We start from the raw sequence: 13,537 nt of genomic DNA on the forward strand, positions 1-13,537 counted from the left end.
GCACTTTGACGGCGCTCTCGATGAGGCTGACCACATCGCCCATCCCCAGGATGCGCTTGGCCATGCGGTCGGGGTGGAACTCCTCAAGGGAATCCGGCTTCTCGCCGGAGCTGATGAACTTGATGGGCTTGCCGGTGACCTCCTTGATGGAAAGCGCGCCGCCGCCGCGGGCGTCGCCGTCCATCTTGGACATGATCACGCCGTCGAAGTCCACGCGCTCGGCGAAGGCGGCGGCCACGTTCACCACGTCCTGGCCGGTCATGGCGTCCACCACCATGAGGATCTGGTCGGGCCTCACGGCGCGCTTGATGGCCTCGGCCTCCTCCATCATGTCCTCGTCCACGTGCAAGCGTCCCGCCGTGTCGACGACGACCACGTCGCGCAGGTTGTCGATGGCGTCCTGGACGCCCTCCTTCGCGATGCGCACCGGGTCCTGCCCGTCGCCGCGGTACACGCGCACGCCGATCTCGCCGCCGAGCGTTTCCAGCTGGTCGGCCGCGGCGGGGCGGTACACGTCGCAGGCCACCAAGAGCGGCGAGTGGTTCTGCTGCTTCAGGCGCCAGGCCAGCTTCGCGGCGGCCGTCGTCTTGCCGGAACCCTGCAGGCCCACCAGCATGATGACGTTGGGGATGCGGCTGGAAAGGACCAGCTTCGAGTCCGTGCGGCCCAAAAGCCCGGTCAGCTCGTCGAGCACGATCTTGACCACGTTCTGCGCCGGCGTGAGCGATTCGAGCACCTCCGCGTCCAGGCAGCGCTCCTTCGTGCGCGCGATGAAGCCCTTCACCACCTTGAAGTTGACGTCGGCCTCCAGAAGCGCCATGCGTATCTCGCGCATGGCGGCGTCGATGTCCTCCTCGGTCAGGCGGCCCTTGCCGCGCAGCCCGCTGAATATGCCCTGAAGGCGGTTGGAAAGGCTTTCGAGCATAGTTGGGAATCCCCCATCGGTCGACAACGTTGTTTCACCCGATTATACCCGAAGCATCGCCCGCAAAAGCAACTTCACCTCACAAGCAGATGTGAACAACGCTAGACGTTTGTGGAACGTATCGCAACTCTCAAAAAACTACCACACACGAACGAGCAGAACGCATGTATTTTTAACACCACAACCAACAGGTATCTGTTCAGAATTATGAGAGCACACCAAACGTTGAATAACGCGCGCAGTCCGGACAGAGCGTTGAACTATAGTAGTTCGCATATGATTTGCCGAAAAATATTGTATGACAGCTGTCGCAAATATGGAAACCGGTTAACGCAACACAAATAAGCGCAATAGCAATTCCTATTATTGCCCTACGAGTGTATTTTTGCTTTTCCATGTTCTGAACTTGGGCATCACCCGAAAGAGAAGTTGCCACTTTTCTACTTTTCAAAAAGGACATGAGAGCATACACAGCTGCTCCCAAAGCTAGGAACGGAAGCAGAGACAGCAGTTCAGGAATCCCCATACCAAGAATTTTCATCGTTGTTCTCCTATCACACTTAATTCTCCATCATATTGCACACTTCCTTTGATGACTTGTTATAGCAAGTCATCAAAGGAAGTATAGCACATACTCTGAACGTATGAAAAGTGATGAACGCAGAGTCATACTGGGTAACACCATACGGAGACTGCGCGAAGAGCAACACCTCTCGCAGCGTCGATTTGCACTCATGGTCGATACCAATCAAACACATCTCTGGCAAATCGAAACAGGTCAAGTAAACGTCGGGATTGACCTGCTCTGCAGAATCGCCGACGGACTTGGCACTGACGTGAAAAGTCTCATCGACTTCTAACTTCTAAACTTCTGAACCTCGCAGCGCCAACTCACGCCAATCTTTGCAAGAGCGCTTTTTGCGCCAATCGCTTTACTGCGGTTGTTATGTTTATCCTCATGTTTTCAGTCTGTCATATTTTACTTATAGCTTATATTCATAAATATGACATTCCGTGCTATACTCCCCTGTGAAGGGAGACCGCTATGACCGACATCAACGCAACCGTGGGGGCAAACGTCAGGCGTATGCGCAAGCTTCGCGGACTCACGCAGGAGCATGTGGCCTGTTACCTGGGAATCGACCAAACGCTTGTAAGCAAGGTGGAAAACGGCCAGCGCTCGCTTGGCGTGGCCGCGCTCGAAAAGCTCTGCGACCTGTTCTTCTGCCCGCTTGGCGAACTGATCGACGAGAGCGCCCAAGCGTCCTCGGAGAAGGCGGTGGCGTTCCGTGCGGACGGTATCGCGCCCGAGGATCTTGACGGCATCGCCGCCGTCGGGCGCATCGTGCGCAACCTCGAGGACCTGACCGCGCTTGAGAAGGCGACCGACCATGGAGCGTAAGGACAAAGCCGCGCGCCGCGCCGAGGAGTTGCGCGCCGACTTCGGCAAGGACAACCTCTCCCCCATCGACGTGTTCGCCTGCGCTCGCGAGGTCCCACGGCTCACCACGGTGTCTTACCCCCTCGGAGACTCCATCAGCGGCATGTGCGTCAAGCACGGCGATTTCTCGCTCATCGCGTTCAACTCAGCCCAAACGCTCGGACGGCAGCGCTTCACGTTCGCCCATGAACTGCACCACCTGTTCTTCGACGATGCGGCCTCCACGGTCATCTGCCCGAAAAGCACGAAACGCTACGACGACGCCGAATGGACGGCCGACGCGTTCGCCTCGTACTTTTTGCTCCCCTACCATGCCCTGCGAAACGAGCTGCGAGCACGGGGGCTTGCCCCGATGGCCCCGATCGACGACGAGCGCCTGCTCGCATCGGTCGTGGCCATCGAGCAGAAGTTCGGCATCTCGCGTCTGGCGCTGCTCGTGCGCCTGCAGGACGAGGGGATCGTGGATGACGCGCAGAAAGAATCCCTTAGCCGCAACGTGAAAGCGGGCGCTCGCAAGCTCGGCTACCCCACGGCTTTGTACGAGCCATGCCGCGGAAGCAGGGCGCGCATGGCCGACGGCGACTACATCGACCGCATCGCGGACCTCTTCGGCCGAGGCATCCTGTCGCAAGGCAAGGCGGAAGAGCTTTTGGCGGACGGATTCCGCGACGACATCTTCATCGAAACCTTGGAGGACGGCGAGATTGTTGACTGAGCCGCTCTTTTTCGACACGGATTGTCTCTCGGCCTTTCTCTGGACCGACCGGGGAAGTATCGTCACGCAACTCTACCCCAATCGTGTTGTTATACCCCAACTGGTACTTGACGAACTCTCGCGCGTTGCTACGCCCGCTTTTCAAGACCGCATAGCAGAGCTGACCGCAAGCTCCGACGTGGAAATCCGCGACATCGACCTCGCCTCGCCGGCCCTCCCTTTGTACCTTGAGATGACGAACCGTCCGAGACCAGGCTTCAAGATGGTGGGACGTGGCGAGGCGGCGGCCATGGCGCTGGCCGTCGTCAATCGCGGCATCGTAGCCAGCAACAACTTCCGAGACACCGCCGCCTACATCCGCGATTTCGGGCTGAAGTGCAAGACAACGGGGAGCATCCTTGTGGAAGCGTACGAAAATGGCCTTATATCAGAGAGGGAAGCAAACGCGATGTGGGCAGACATGCTCACTGCGGGCCGCTGGATTGGCGCGCGAAGCTTCACGGAGTTCCTGGGCAAACCCATCGACCCGCTCGCATGAGAGCAGGCGCCTCTTCCTAGAAGTACCGGCGAAGACCCGACTCGTCCTCCTCGCGGCGCAAAAGACCCCGGCTGACAAGGTGGTCGAGGATGACGAGGCCCTCCATCAGTATGCACCAGCGCTGCATGAAGGAGATGTCCTCCCAGCGCTCGAACGGCACGTTCCACTTGATGGTGCGCACCACCTGCACGCCGGTCAGCCCCGGCCGGCCGCGCACGATGGCGCACGTCTCCTCGAGGCGCTCCAGATGGTGTTGGCGCAGCCAGTCGATGCGCTCGTTGAAGAACGGCCACTCCTCTCCGTGCGACACGAACAGGTGCGAGCAACCGAGCGCGCGCACCTTCTGAAGGCTGTCGAGGTACGCCTGCAGGCCGTCGCCGCCGTCCGCGAACAGCGCGATGCCCGGCGATATGACGAACAGCACGTGGTCGCCGCCGAACAGGATGCGCGAGTCAGGGTCGAACAGCGCCAGGTGCCCCGGCGTGTGGCCCGGCACCTCCAGCACGCGAAAGCGCCGGCTTCCCACCGCCACCTCGTCGCCCTCGGCCACGAAGCGCATGCTCACGCGCGCAGGGTCGAAAAGCGGCATCTCCACGGAGTGGCGCGCGTAGCCCGAGGCGTCCGAGGGCGCCATGCCCTCGGCCACCAGCCGCCGCCGCATCCGCTCGTAGCCGGACGCGCCTAACGCGCGCATGGCGTTGAAATCGACCTCGCTCGCAAGCACCGGCGCGCCCTCGGGGACCACACGGTCCACCAGGCCCGCATGGTCAAGGTGCAGGTGCGTGAGGAAGAACGTCGCGCGGGAGCGGTCCACGCCCAGCTCGTCAAGGGCCTCCTCGAGCACGGCCGCGCCCTCGTCGGTGGGCGCGCCCGTGTCCACCACGAGCGCCTCGCCGCCGTCGAGCACCACGAAGCAGTTCGTGGCGTTCGTGGACACGTTTTGGAACGGAACCTTTACCTCGTACACATCGGGATCTGCGTGCACCTGCGAATACGTCATGCGCGCCCCCTAGGCCCGCTCGTCGAAGTCGCCCACGAGGGCGCGGGCGAAGTCGTGCGCGTCGAAGTCGCGCAGGTCGTCGAGACCCTCGCCCACGCCGATCTTGAGCACGGGCAGCCCCAGCTCATGGCTCACCGCAAGCGCGATGCCGCCTTTGGCCGTGCCGTCGAGCTTGGTGACGATCACGCCGTCCAAATCGAGCGCGCGGTCGAACTCGCGCGCCTGCTGCAGGCCGTTTTGCCCCGTGGTGGCATCGATGACGAGCACCGTGAACACCGGCAGGCTCGCGCGCTTGCGCACCACGCCCACCACCTTCTCCAGCTCGCGCATGAGGTCGGCCGAGGTGTGCAGGCGGCCCGCCGTGTCGATGAGCACGAGATCGGCCCCCACGGCCTCGGCGCGCTCCAAGGTGTCGTAGCACACGCTGGCCGGGTCGCTGCCGCGCTCGCGCGTGACCACCTCCACGTCCGCGCGCCGCGCCCATTCCTCCAGCTGCTCGATGGCCGCCGCGCGGAACGTGTCCGCGCTGCCCAGAAGCACCGTGCGACCGCCGTCCGCGGCCTCTTTGGCCAGCTTGCCCACCGTGGTGGTCTTGCCCGTGCCGTTGATGCCCACGAACAGCACCGCGGCCGGCCCGCCGCCGAACACGTCCTGGTCACCGGGCGCGAACGTCTCCGCAATGCGTTCGTTCAACAGATCGAGCACCGCGTAGGCGTCCGGCAGCGCCTTGCGCGTGGCCGTGTCGCGCAGGCCCTCCACGATCTCGGAAGCGGCGGCGCCCCCGATGTCGGCCAGGATGAGCGTTTCCTCCAAGCCGTCCCAAAACTCCTCGTCAAGGTCGGGACCTCGGTCGAGCAGGACGTTCATCTGCTCCTTGAACCTATCGCGAGAGCGCGCCAGCCCCTCGCTGATCCTATCGAAAAATCCCATGATGGGCTCCTTTCGCCGTATCTTGCTTAGTGTAGCTCAAACGCACGCGTGCGCCAGCGACGACGAAGCGGGAGGCGGGGAAAACGAAGAAGAAGCCCGCACGCGCCCGCGCCGGGGTCCGTCCGCGTCCGTGCCGGGACTTGCCTGGCTGCCGCACGTCCCTCGCAAAAGCGGCGTCCAAGATGCGCGATGAGACGACGCGCAAGCCGCGCGAAACGCGAGCGACGCGAAAGCGCGGGCGCATGAGGCGACGCGGGCGCCGCCGAAGGGGCCGGACGCGGCTACCGACCGGCGCGAAGCTTTCTCAGCGAAGCCGTGTAGCCAAGGAACGGAAACGCCGTGAACACGAACCCCGCGCTCGACACGACCGCCCCCACAAGGCAGGCCGCCGCGATCGGCTCCGTCCCCTGAGCGTCGAAGTGCGCTTCGGCCGCGAGGCACGCCGCCAACGCAACCGCCCAGGCGAGCGCGAAGCGGCCCGTCCGCGCACGGACCGCGCGCAGCGCCTCCTCCTTCGACTCCTCGTCGGTGAACAGCGGCGTCTCGCCCGCCTCGGCGCGCAGGATCTGCCAGCCGGGCCCCGTGATCACGGGATGCCAGCCGCCGGCGCGGAACAGCTCTTGCACCTCGGGCGTGAAGTCGCGCTCGAAACCCACCGCGTAGTCGAAGTCGCGCGGCGCACCCTGCTCGAAACGGTAGAGAAAGCCGCAGGACAGACCGCTCACGTGCCACCCTTTCGCGCTCATGCCCTTGAGCATCTCCATGTCGTGGTCGGCCATCATCGCCAAGCCGCCGCACAGCCGATACTTAGCCATCGTCCTTTCCGTCCTTCTCCTCCAGCCGCTCCTCGGCCACGGCGACAAGCCGCTTGCGCCGCGCGAAATCGCGCCGCAGCACCGATCGGCCCTCGTCGGTGGCCGCATAGAGGATACGGCCGCCCTCCTCGGCTATCTCGACGATCCATCCTGCCGCTTTGAGCTTCTTGAGCGTCGTGTACATGGTGGCGGGGCCCACCTTGACCGCGCCGTGCGTGGACGACTCGATGTCGTGCATGATGCGGTACCCATGCACCGGCTCGAAAGTCGCCAGCAGGATAAGAAAGATGCTGTCGGAAAGCTCCCCCGTCTCGTACGGGCTGCGCTTCGCCATTGCGCTCCTTCCATATATCCATGATGGATATATTATGCTATACTCTCGTTGCTTGCAAGCAGATCCCACTATACCCCATCGAAGACCGGCGCGCGAAGCCATGGCGGCTCGTTCGATGGAAGCGACGGACGCCCCCGCCAAAAGCAGGGGGCCGCCTTCAATTCGAAAGGAGAACGAAACCATGACCGAGATCTGCGGCGACGAGGCGCGCCCGAAGATGGCCGGGAAGACGGCGGGCGAGAAGCGGGACACCGTATTCGCGCTGATCATGCTCGTCGCATCGACGGCGCTGTTCGTCTGGTACCTCGCCAAGCTCGTCTTCGGGGACGCGCAGGCGGCCGAAAGCCTCAAGCTGCCCGTCGCCATACTGTTCTTCTGCTCCGCAGGCTTCGATCAAGCAAGAAGGACAACAAGCCCCGCCGTGCACGCTCTGTCGAACGCGAACTGGGTGCTCATGGTGGTGTTCGCGCTCACCGTGATCGTCCCGCTCCTGCTCAAATAACCTGCTGGCGCGCGTTGCGCAACGGCGGACGCAAGGCTAAAAACCCGCAGCCCCGCAGCCTCAAAAGACCGGGCCCTGCGAAGCGAAACCCCTCTTTCCGTCCCTTTCGGGCAACGGGGAGAGGGACCCTACTCCGCGTGGCGCAGGGCGTTCTCGAGCTTCTGGCTGACCACCTTCGTCACGCCGTCGGCCTGCATGGACACGCCGAACAGCACGTCGGCCATCTCCATGGTGCGGCGCTGGTGCGTGATCATGATGAGCTGCGTGGAGTCGCGCAGACTGTCGAGGTAGGCCGTCAGGCGGCGCAGGTTCGAGTCGTCGAGCGCGGCCTCCACCTCGTCCAAGATGTAGAACGGCGTGGAGCGGATGCGGTAGACCGCGAACAGGAGCGCAAGCGCCGTCAGGGACTTCTCGCCGCCGGACATGAGCATCATCTTGGTGATGCGCTTGCCCCTCGGCTGCGCCGTCACCTCCACGCCCGTGTTCTCCAGATCGTCGGGGTCGACCAGCGAGAGGCTCGCGGAGCCGCCGGGGAACAGCACGGCGAATATCTCGCGGAAGTTGGCGTCCACGGCCTCGTAGGTGCGCACGAAGTCGTCTTTCATGCGCGCGTCGATCACCCGCACGATCTTGGCGAGCGAGCGGCGCGCCCCGTCGAGGTCGGCCAGCTGCGCGGCCAGGTAGTCGTAGCGCGCTTTGAGCTGCTCGTACTCCTCGGCCGCATCGGGGTTGATGGTGCCCATGTTGGCGATGCGGCGCCGCAGTTTGAAGGCGGCGTCCTCCGCCGCGCCGCGGTCTTCGAGCGCGGGCGCTTCGAGCGCGCGGTCGAGCGGCACGCCGCAATCCTGCACGATGGCGTTCACCGCCGCGTCCACCTGCACCTCCAGGCGGCCCTTGTCCACACGCGCCGCCGAGAGGCGCGCGTTGGCGTCGTCAAGGGCGTCGTGCGCGGCCCGGGCGGCGGCGCGCGCCTCGTTGGCCTGGGCGTGCAGGCCCGCCGAGGAGTCCTGCGCCGCCGCAGCCGCCTCCTCAAGCTCGCGCGTCCGACGCCGCGCGCTCGCCTCCAGCTCCTCGAAGAGGGCGAGCAAAGGCACGATGCGCTCTTGGGCCGCAACCTTTTTCACCAAAGTCCCGCGCGCCTCGGCGTCGCTTGCGTCCGCGGCCTCAAGGTCGCGAGAGCGGGCATCGACGACGCGCGACGTGTACGTCTCGCGCTCGGCGAGCGTGGCGGACTTGAGCTTGGCCTCGGCCAGCGCGTCGCGCAGGCGCGCGGCCTCCTTGCGCAGCGGCACCACGGCCTCCTGCGCCTCCTGCGTTCGGGCGGCGCCCTCCTCAAGGGAGCGGCCGAGCTGCGCAAGGCGCGCCTCGAGAGCCTCCGCCGACGGACGCGCCTCGGCCACGGCTTGCTCGGCCTGGGCGCGCTGGCGCTCCATATCCTCGAACTCGCGGCGCACGCTCGCCAGCTTCTCCTCGGCGCGACGGGCGTCGGCGCGCGCCGCGTCCGCCGTGCCGCGCAGCTCGGCCAGCTCCTGAGCAAGGCGCAGGCTCTCGGCCTGCGCGTCCCTCAGGGCCGCCTCGGACGCTGCGGCGGCCTCCTCGGCGGCCGCGCGAGCGGCTTCGGCCGCGTCCAGCCGCCCGCGCAGCCCCTCGAGCCTCCGCGCGCGGGCGAGCACGCCCTCCTCCCCGTCTGCGTCCGCAACCCCCGCGCTCACCTTGCCGCTCGGCCACACCGCGCAGCCGTCGAGCGAGACGAAACGGGCGCCCGAAACGTCGCGCCGATGAGCGTCGAACGCCTCCTGCGCGCTGTCGCACACCGCCACGTCCCCCAGCAGCGCCTCCACGGCCCGCGCGGCTTCCGCAGGATACGAAAGCTCGTCCACAAGCGCGCGCCCAAGGCCTGCCGCCGCGGCCGCCCGGCCCGGCAGCTCCTGCGCCGCACGGCCCGCGCGCGGCACGAGCACCACCTCGCCCTTCTCGCCGCACGACGCGACGGCTGCAACCACGGCGGCCGCGCCCTCCGCGTCCTCCACGAGAAGCGCGGCCACGTCCGCGCCGAGCAGCCGCTCCACAAGCGCCTCGAACCCCTCGGGGGCGCGCACCGCGCGCGCAAGGGGCTCCAATCTCACCGAGAGATCCCCGGCGTGGTCGAGCGCCCAGGAAAGCGCCGGGCCGGAAGCCATGCCCGCGCGCTCCACCTCCTCGAGGCCGCGTATCTCCGAAGACAGCAGCGACGCCTCGTCGCGCGCCTCATCGAGCGCCGCCCGGGTCGCCTCGCGCGCCGAGAGCGCCTCGCCCACCCGGGCGCGGGCCTCCCCCTCCGCCTTCGCGCGCGCCTCCCGCGCCGATTCGGCCTCCTGCGCCGCAGCGGCAAGCGAAAGCGCCTCGCCCTGGGCGCGCTCCAGTTGCAGCTCCAGCTCCTTGCCATGCCCCTCGATGAGCTTCACGTGGGCAAGGCCGCTCGCAAGCGACTCCTGCGTTTCGGCCAGCTCCCGCCGGACCCGCTCGCGCTCGCGCTCGGCCTCGCGTTTGGCGCGCTCCAGCTCGTCGGCCTCGCGCTCGAGGGCGCGGCGCCTCTCGGCGTTGCCGGCCTGCTCGGCGGCGATCCGCTCCACGTCCGCATCGGCTCGCGCGCGTTCGCGGCGCACCTCGGCCAGCTGCGCTTCGGCCTCCGCGCGGTCGGCGGCGGCCTGGGAGCGCTTGCCCTTGTTCGCCTCCAAGGTCACGCGCAGCTCGGCCTCGTACCCCTGCGCGGCCCGACGCTTCTCGTGAAGCAGCAGCGTCGCGCCGTCGAAGCGCTCCACCGCGGAGGCGGCGCGCCGGTGGAGCCGCGACAGCTCGCCCGCATCCACGCTCTCGCGCCTGATGCGCTCCTGCAGCTCCTCGGAGCGAGCCTCGGCCTGCGCGATGACCTCGCGCCGCTTCTCCAGCTCGGCCGCAAGCGCCTGCTCGCGCGCCGCCGCCTCGTCCCAGCCCCGCCGCAGCGTGCGCAGGTCGTCCACCGCCAGCGCCAGGCTCATCTCGGCCAGCTCCGCCGCCAGGCCCTGGTAGGCCCGCGCGCGCTTCGCCTTGCGCTCAAGCGGCCCCAGCTGACGCTCCACCTCGGCGGCCACGTCCCTCACGCGCGCCAGGTGCGCGTCCATGGCGGCCAGCTTGCGTTCGCTTTTCGCCTTGCGCTGCTTGTGCTTGAGCACGCCGGCGGCCTCCTCTATGAGCGCGCGACGGTCCTCCGGCTTGCTTTGCAGGATGGAGTCGAGCGACCCTTGCGAGATGATGGAGTGCGTGCCGGTGCCAAGCCCCGAGTCGTGAAGGATGTCCAGCACGTCCATGCGGCGCGCGACCACGCCGTTGATCAGGTACTCGCTCTCGCCCGACCGGTACATGCGCCGCGTGATGGCCACCTCGTCGAACTCCACCGGAAGCGTGCCGTCGGAGTTGTCCAGCACCAGGTCCACCTCCGCCACGCCCACGCTTTTGCGCGCCGACGACCCCGCGAAGATGACGTCTTCCATGGCCTGTCCGCGCAAATGCTTGGCGTTGCGCTCGCCGAGCACCCACAAAACGGCGTCGGATATGTTCGACTTGCCCGAGCCGTTGGGGCCCACCACCGCCGTGATGCCCGGCTCCAACGAGAGCACGCTGCGGTCGGCGAACGACTTGAAGCCTTTGAGGACGAGGGATTTCAGGTGCATGGCCGGCTACCCCTGCTTGCGCTGCCTGGCGCGCTCGCGTTCGGATTTCTTGCGGGCCTTCTGCTCGGCGCGCGCGGCGGCTTTCTCGGCCTTGGCCTGCTTGGCGGCCTCGGCCTTCTCCGCTTTCGCGGCCTTGGCGGCCTCGGCCTTCACCGCGCGCTCCTCGTCGGTGGCGCCCAGGCCGAAGAACTCCCCGAGCCGCGCGAGCGTGCTCTTGGCCGCCTGGCTCTCGGCCTCCTTCTTCGTGCGGCCCGTGCCGCGCGCAAGGCCCTGGCTGCCCGCGAACACCTGGGCCACGAACGTGCGGTCGTGCGGAGGACCCTGCGTCTCAACCAGCTTGTAGGTGGGCGTGATGCCGTCCACCTGCAGCTTCTCCTGAAGGGCGCTCTTGGGGTTTTCCGGCTCCTTGGCCAAGTCGATGGACATGCGCGGGATGAGCGTGTCGCTCACGAACCGAATGGCCGCGTTCACGCCGCCGTCCAAAAACAGGGCCGCCACCACCGCCTCGTAGACGTTCTCGAGCGCCGAGTGCAGCCCGCGACGGCCCGTGCCCGTCTCCGACGAGCCGAACACGATGACGTCGGCGAAGCCAAGGCCCTCGGCCACCTCGGCCAGGCTGGAGCCCGCGACGAGGGCCACTTTGATGCGCGTGAGCCCTCCTTCGTCAAGGTCGTGGAAACGGTCGAAGGCGATGCTCGCCACGATGGCGCCGAGGATGCTGTCCCCCAGAAACTCCAAGCGCTCGTAGGAGTACTTGACCGACTTGCCCTCGGTGGCCGAAGGGTGCGTGATGGCCGAGAGCAAAAAGCGCTCCTGCTTGAAGCGGTACCCTAGTATCCTCTGGGCTTCGTCAAGGTTGCGGCGCTGCTCGTCGGTGAGCTCGGGAGCGTCCTCGAACCACTCGTCAATCGGGCGCGGCGCGCGCATGCCGCGCCTGATCATGTCCTCAAGCGCCATGGCGACCAACCTCCTTGCGGGCGCGCCCCGCGCCGCCGGACACGGTGCGCGCTATCGTCCCCGCCACGTCCTGGCGCACGATGCGCGCCGCCGTGAGCACGCCGTTTCGCACAGCGAGGGGGCTGGATGAGCCGTGACCCACCAAAAGCGCCCCTTTCACGCCCAGGATGGGCGCGCCGCCGTAAGTGTCCGGACTCACCTGCTCCTTGAGCCTGCGAAGCCCCCCCTTGACGGCGAGGGCGCCCAGCTTGGCGGCGGGCGTCGAGGTCATGACGTCCTTGACGGCCCCGAACAGCACTTTGGACGTCCCCTCGATAGCCTTGAGGCAGACGTTGCCCGTGAAGCCGTCGGTCACGATCACGTCGTAGGTCGCCGCCAGGACGTCGCCGCCTTCGGCGTTGCCCGCGAAGTTGGGAAGCCCCTCGCGCAGCAGGCGATGGGCCTCCTGGGCGAACTGCGAGCCTTTCTCGTCCTCCTCGCCGATGTTGAGCAGCGCCGCACGCGGAGCGTCGATGCCCACGATCCTCTCGGCGTAGATGGACGCCATCTGGCCGAACTGCACCAGGTACTCCGGCTTGCAGTCCGCGTTCGCGCCGATGTCGCTCATGACCACCGGGCGCACCGGCGAGGGGATGACGGTGGCCAGCGCCGGGCGGGCCACCCCTTTGACGCGGCCCATGACCAACGTCCCGGCCGCCAGGCACGCTCCCGTGGAACCCGCCGAGAAAAAGCCCTGGGCGGCGCCCTCCCTCACCAAGCGGCATCCGACAACGATGGAGGAGTCCTTCTTCTTGCGCACGGCGTTGGCGGGATGCTCCGCCATGCCGATGACCTCGGCGGCCGGATGGGCCGTGCACCGCTCGTACCGCGCCGCGAACGGCTCGACCACGTCCGCCGGGCCGCATAGGATGACGGACAGGTCGGCATCGGCCGCAAGCGCGTCCGCCACGCCATCGAGCACGACGTCGGGGGCGCGGTCGCCGCCCATGGCGTCCACCGAAATGGTTACTTTGTCGGGCATGAGATCCTCGCGTTCCTCTTCGGTTCGCGTGGGCGCATGCTCCCGACCGTCCTTCGGCGGGCAAGGGCATGCGCGCAGCGCGCGATGCGGTTCCTACGTAGTATAGTCGAATATGCGAAAGCCTCCCGGCGATTCGCGCCGAAGGCGCGATGGGCAGGGAGGCTCGTCAAGGCGCAAGGAAGGCGCCCGCATGCGAGCGAACGGTTAATCCGTCTCGATGACCTCGCGGTTCTTGTAGAAGCCGCAGTTCGGGCACACACGATGCGGGAGCTTCACCTCGCCGCACTGCGGGCACACGGACCGAGCGGGGGCCGAAATCTTGTCGTTGGCGCTGCGACGGGAATGGACGCGCGAACGGCCCTTGCGTTGCTTGGGTACTGCCATGGTCTCTATCTCCTTGCTTCATCCGAGCGCACATGCTCGCTTTCGCTTCGTAAACACGCGAGGAACAATGCTATCAAAGGTTTGCAGGCTTCGCAAGTGGGCTTTCAGCGCATTTTCGCCATTGCCACGGAGGCTTCACAGGATGCGGCGACGCCAGCGCGACGCCGCCCGGAAAACCTGATGACCCTCCGAAGAGCCGCGCCTTCCCCACGCCCGGGTTGTGGTTTGCACGGGGGTTTCGGGGGGGGGGAGAGGCCAAGATGGGGGAGGGCGGAAAAAGCCCTCT

At 66.5% G+C, this 13,537-nt stretch carries 15 protein-coding genes; 5 read left to right on the forward strand and 10 right to left on the reverse strand.

What is annotated here, in order from left to right:
* Positions 1–925: signal recognition particle protein (locus tag ACWKY3_RS12055; RefSeq protein WP_449316649.1), on the reverse strand; the 925-nt coding region annotated here is incomplete at its 3' end.
* Positions 926–1,130: 205 nt separating this feature from the next.
* The gene (locus ACWKY3_RS12060; protein WP_449316650.1) at positions 1,131–1,466 is read right to left on the reverse strand and encodes a hypothetical protein; all 336 of its coding nucleotides are present in this window, start codon (positions 1,464–1,466) and stop codon (positions 1,131–1,133) included.
* Positions 1,467–1,569: 103 nt separating this feature from the next.
* Between ACWKY3_RS12060 and ACWKY3_RS12065 the strand changes: the two genes are divergently transcribed.
* From ACWKY3_RS12065 to ACWKY3_RS12080, 4 genes are all read left to right on the forward strand, one after another.
* Positions 1,570–1,785, forward strand: a complete 216-nt coding sequence (locus ACWKY3_RS12065) for a helix-turn-helix domain-containing protein (RefSeq protein ID WP_449316651.1) — start codon at positions 1,570–1,572, stop codon at positions 1,783–1,785.
* 185 nt (positions 1,786–1,970) lie between these two features.
* Positions 1,971–2,327: a helix-turn-helix domain-containing protein gene (locus ACWKY3_RS12070; RefSeq protein ID WP_449316652.1), complete on the forward strand. Its 357-nt coding sequence runs from the start codon at positions 1,971–1,973 to the stop codon at positions 2,325–2,327.
* Positions 2,317–3,081 (forward strand): ImmA/IrrE family metallo-endopeptidase, encoded by a 765-nt coding sequence (locus ACWKY3_RS12075; RefSeq protein ID WP_449316653.1) that lies wholly within the window; start codon positions 2,317–2,319, stop codon positions 3,079–3,081. The genes ACWKY3_RS12070 and ACWKY3_RS12075 overlap by 11 nt, the downstream gene beginning before the upstream one ends.
* A complete protein-coding gene (locus ACWKY3_RS12080) occupies positions 3,074–3,619 on the forward strand; it encodes a hypothetical protein (protein WP_449316654.1) in 546 nt (181 codons plus the stop codon). Before ACWKY3_RS12075 ends, ACWKY3_RS12080 begins: the two co-directional genes overlap by 8 nt.
* Before the next feature lie 16 nt (positions 3,620–3,635).
* On the opposite strand, the gene ACWKY3_RS12085 is transcribed toward ACWKY3_RS12080, so the two are convergent.
* The 4 genes from ACWKY3_RS12085 to ACWKY3_RS12100 form a co-directional block, all read right to left on the reverse strand.
* Complete coding sequence (locus tag ACWKY3_RS12085) at positions 3,636–4,619, reverse strand: MBL fold metallo-hydrolase (protein WP_449316655.1); 984 nt, start codon at positions 4,617–4,619, stop codon at positions 3,636–3,638.
* Between the two features lie 9 nt (positions 4,620–4,628).
* Positions 4,629–5,549 carry a signal recognition particle-docking protein FtsY gene (gene ftsY, locus ACWKY3_RS12090; protein ID WP_449316656.1) on the reverse strand — a complete coding sequence of 307 codons (921 nt, stop codon included), beginning with the start codon at positions 5,547–5,549 and terminating at the stop codon, positions 4,629–4,631.
* Between the two features lie 281 nt (positions 5,550–5,830).
* On the reverse strand, positions 5,831–6,364 hold the full coding sequence (locus ACWKY3_RS12095; protein ID WP_449316657.1) for a DUF2812 domain-containing protein: 534 nt from the start codon (positions 6,362–6,364) through the stop codon (positions 5,831–5,833).
* Entirely contained in the window at positions 6,357–6,698 is a 342-nt protein-coding gene (locus ACWKY3_RS12100; RefSeq protein ID WP_449316658.1) for a PadR family transcriptional regulator, read from the reverse strand. The genes ACWKY3_RS12095 and ACWKY3_RS12100 overlap by 8 nt, the downstream gene beginning before the upstream one ends.
* Before the next feature lie 181 nt (positions 6,699–6,879).
* Between ACWKY3_RS12100 and ACWKY3_RS12105 the strand changes: the two genes are divergently transcribed.
* Complete coding sequence (locus tag ACWKY3_RS12105) at positions 6,880–7,200, forward strand: hypothetical protein (protein WP_449316659.1); 321 nt, start codon at positions 6,880–6,882, stop codon at positions 7,198–7,200.
* Between the two features lie 128 nt (positions 7,201–7,328).
* Here the strand turns inward: ACWKY3_RS12105 and smc are convergent, their stop codons facing one another.
* The 4 genes from smc to rpmF form a co-directional block, all read right to left on the reverse strand.
* Positions 7,329–10,889: a chromosome segregation protein SMC gene (gene smc, locus ACWKY3_RS12110; protein WP_449316660.1), complete on the reverse strand. Its 3,561-nt coding sequence runs from the start codon at positions 10,887–10,889 to the stop codon at positions 7,329–7,331.
* A 6-nt stretch (positions 10,890–10,895) separates the two neighbouring features.
* Complete coding sequence (rnc, locus tag ACWKY3_RS12115; RefSeq protein ID WP_449316663.1) at positions 10,896–11,816, reverse strand: ribonuclease III; 921 nt, start codon at positions 11,814–11,816, stop codon at positions 10,896–10,898.
* 19 nt (positions 11,817–11,835) lie between these two features.
* Positions 11,836–12,867, reverse strand: coding sequence for a phosphate acyltransferase PlsX (gene plsX / locus ACWKY3_RS12120; RefSeq protein ID WP_449316661.1), 1,032 nt, complete (start codon positions 12,865–12,867; stop codon positions 11,836–11,838).
* A 204-nt stretch (positions 12,868–13,071) separates the two neighbouring features.
* Positions 13,072–13,251 carry a 50S ribosomal protein L32 gene (gene rpmF, locus ACWKY3_RS12125; RefSeq protein WP_449316662.1) on the reverse strand — a complete coding sequence of 60 codons (180 nt, stop codon included), beginning with the start codon at positions 13,249–13,251 and terminating at the stop codon, positions 13,072–13,074.
* Positions 13,252–13,537: the final 286 nt, after the last annotated feature.

It is taken from the genome of Rubneribacter sp. (assembly GCF_965361815.1).

Coding starts and splice junctions, on each gene's coding strand:
- plsX (WP_449316661.1), bottom strand. CDS start 12,867: ATGCCCGACAAAGTAACCATTTCGGTGGACGCCATGGGCGGCGACCGC.
- rpmF (WP_449316662.1), bottom strand. CDS start 13,251: ATGGCAGTACCCAAGCAACGCAAGGGCCGTTCGCGCGTCCATTCCCGT.
- ACWKY3_RS12070 (WP_449316652.1), top strand. CDS start 1,971: ATGACCGACATCAACGCAACCGTGGGGGCAAACGTCAGGCGTATGCGC.
- ACWKY3_RS12095 (WP_449316657.1), bottom strand. CDS start 6,364: ATGGCTAAGTATCGGCTGTGCGGCGGCTTGGCGATGATGGCCGACCAC.
- ACWKY3_RS12100 (WP_449316658.1), bottom strand. CDS start 6,698: ATGGCGAAGCGCAGCCCGTACGAGACGGGGGAGCTTTCCGACAGCATC.
- ACWKY3_RS12105 (WP_449316659.1), top strand. CDS start 6,880: ATGACCGAGATCTGCGGCGACGAGGCGCGCCCGAAGATGGCCGGGAAG.
- ACWKY3_RS12085 (WP_449316655.1), bottom strand. CDS start 4,619: ATGACGTATTCGCAGGTGCACGCAGATCCCGATGTGTACGAGGTAAAG.
- ACWKY3_RS12065 (WP_449316651.1), top strand. CDS start 1,570: ATGAAAAGTGATGAACGCAGAGTCATACTGGGTAACACCATACGGAGA.
- smc (WP_449316660.1), bottom strand. CDS start 10,889: ATGCACCTGAAATCCCTCGTCCTCAAAGGCTTCAAGTCGTTCGCCGAC.
- ftsY (WP_449316656.1), bottom strand. CDS start 5,549: ATGGGATTTTTCGATAGGATCAGCGAGGGGCTGGCGCGCTCTCGCGAT.
- ACWKY3_RS12060 (WP_449316650.1), bottom strand. CDS start 1,466: ATGAAAATTCTTGGTATGGGGATTCCTGAACTGCTGTCTCTGCTTCCG.
- ACWKY3_RS12075 (WP_449316653.1), top strand. CDS start 2,317: ATGGAGCGTAAGGACAAAGCCGCGCGCCGCGCCGAGGAGTTGCGCGCC.
- rnc (WP_449316663.1), bottom strand. CDS start 11,816: ATGCGCGCGCCGCGCCCGATTGACGAGTGGTTCGAGGACGCTCCCGAG.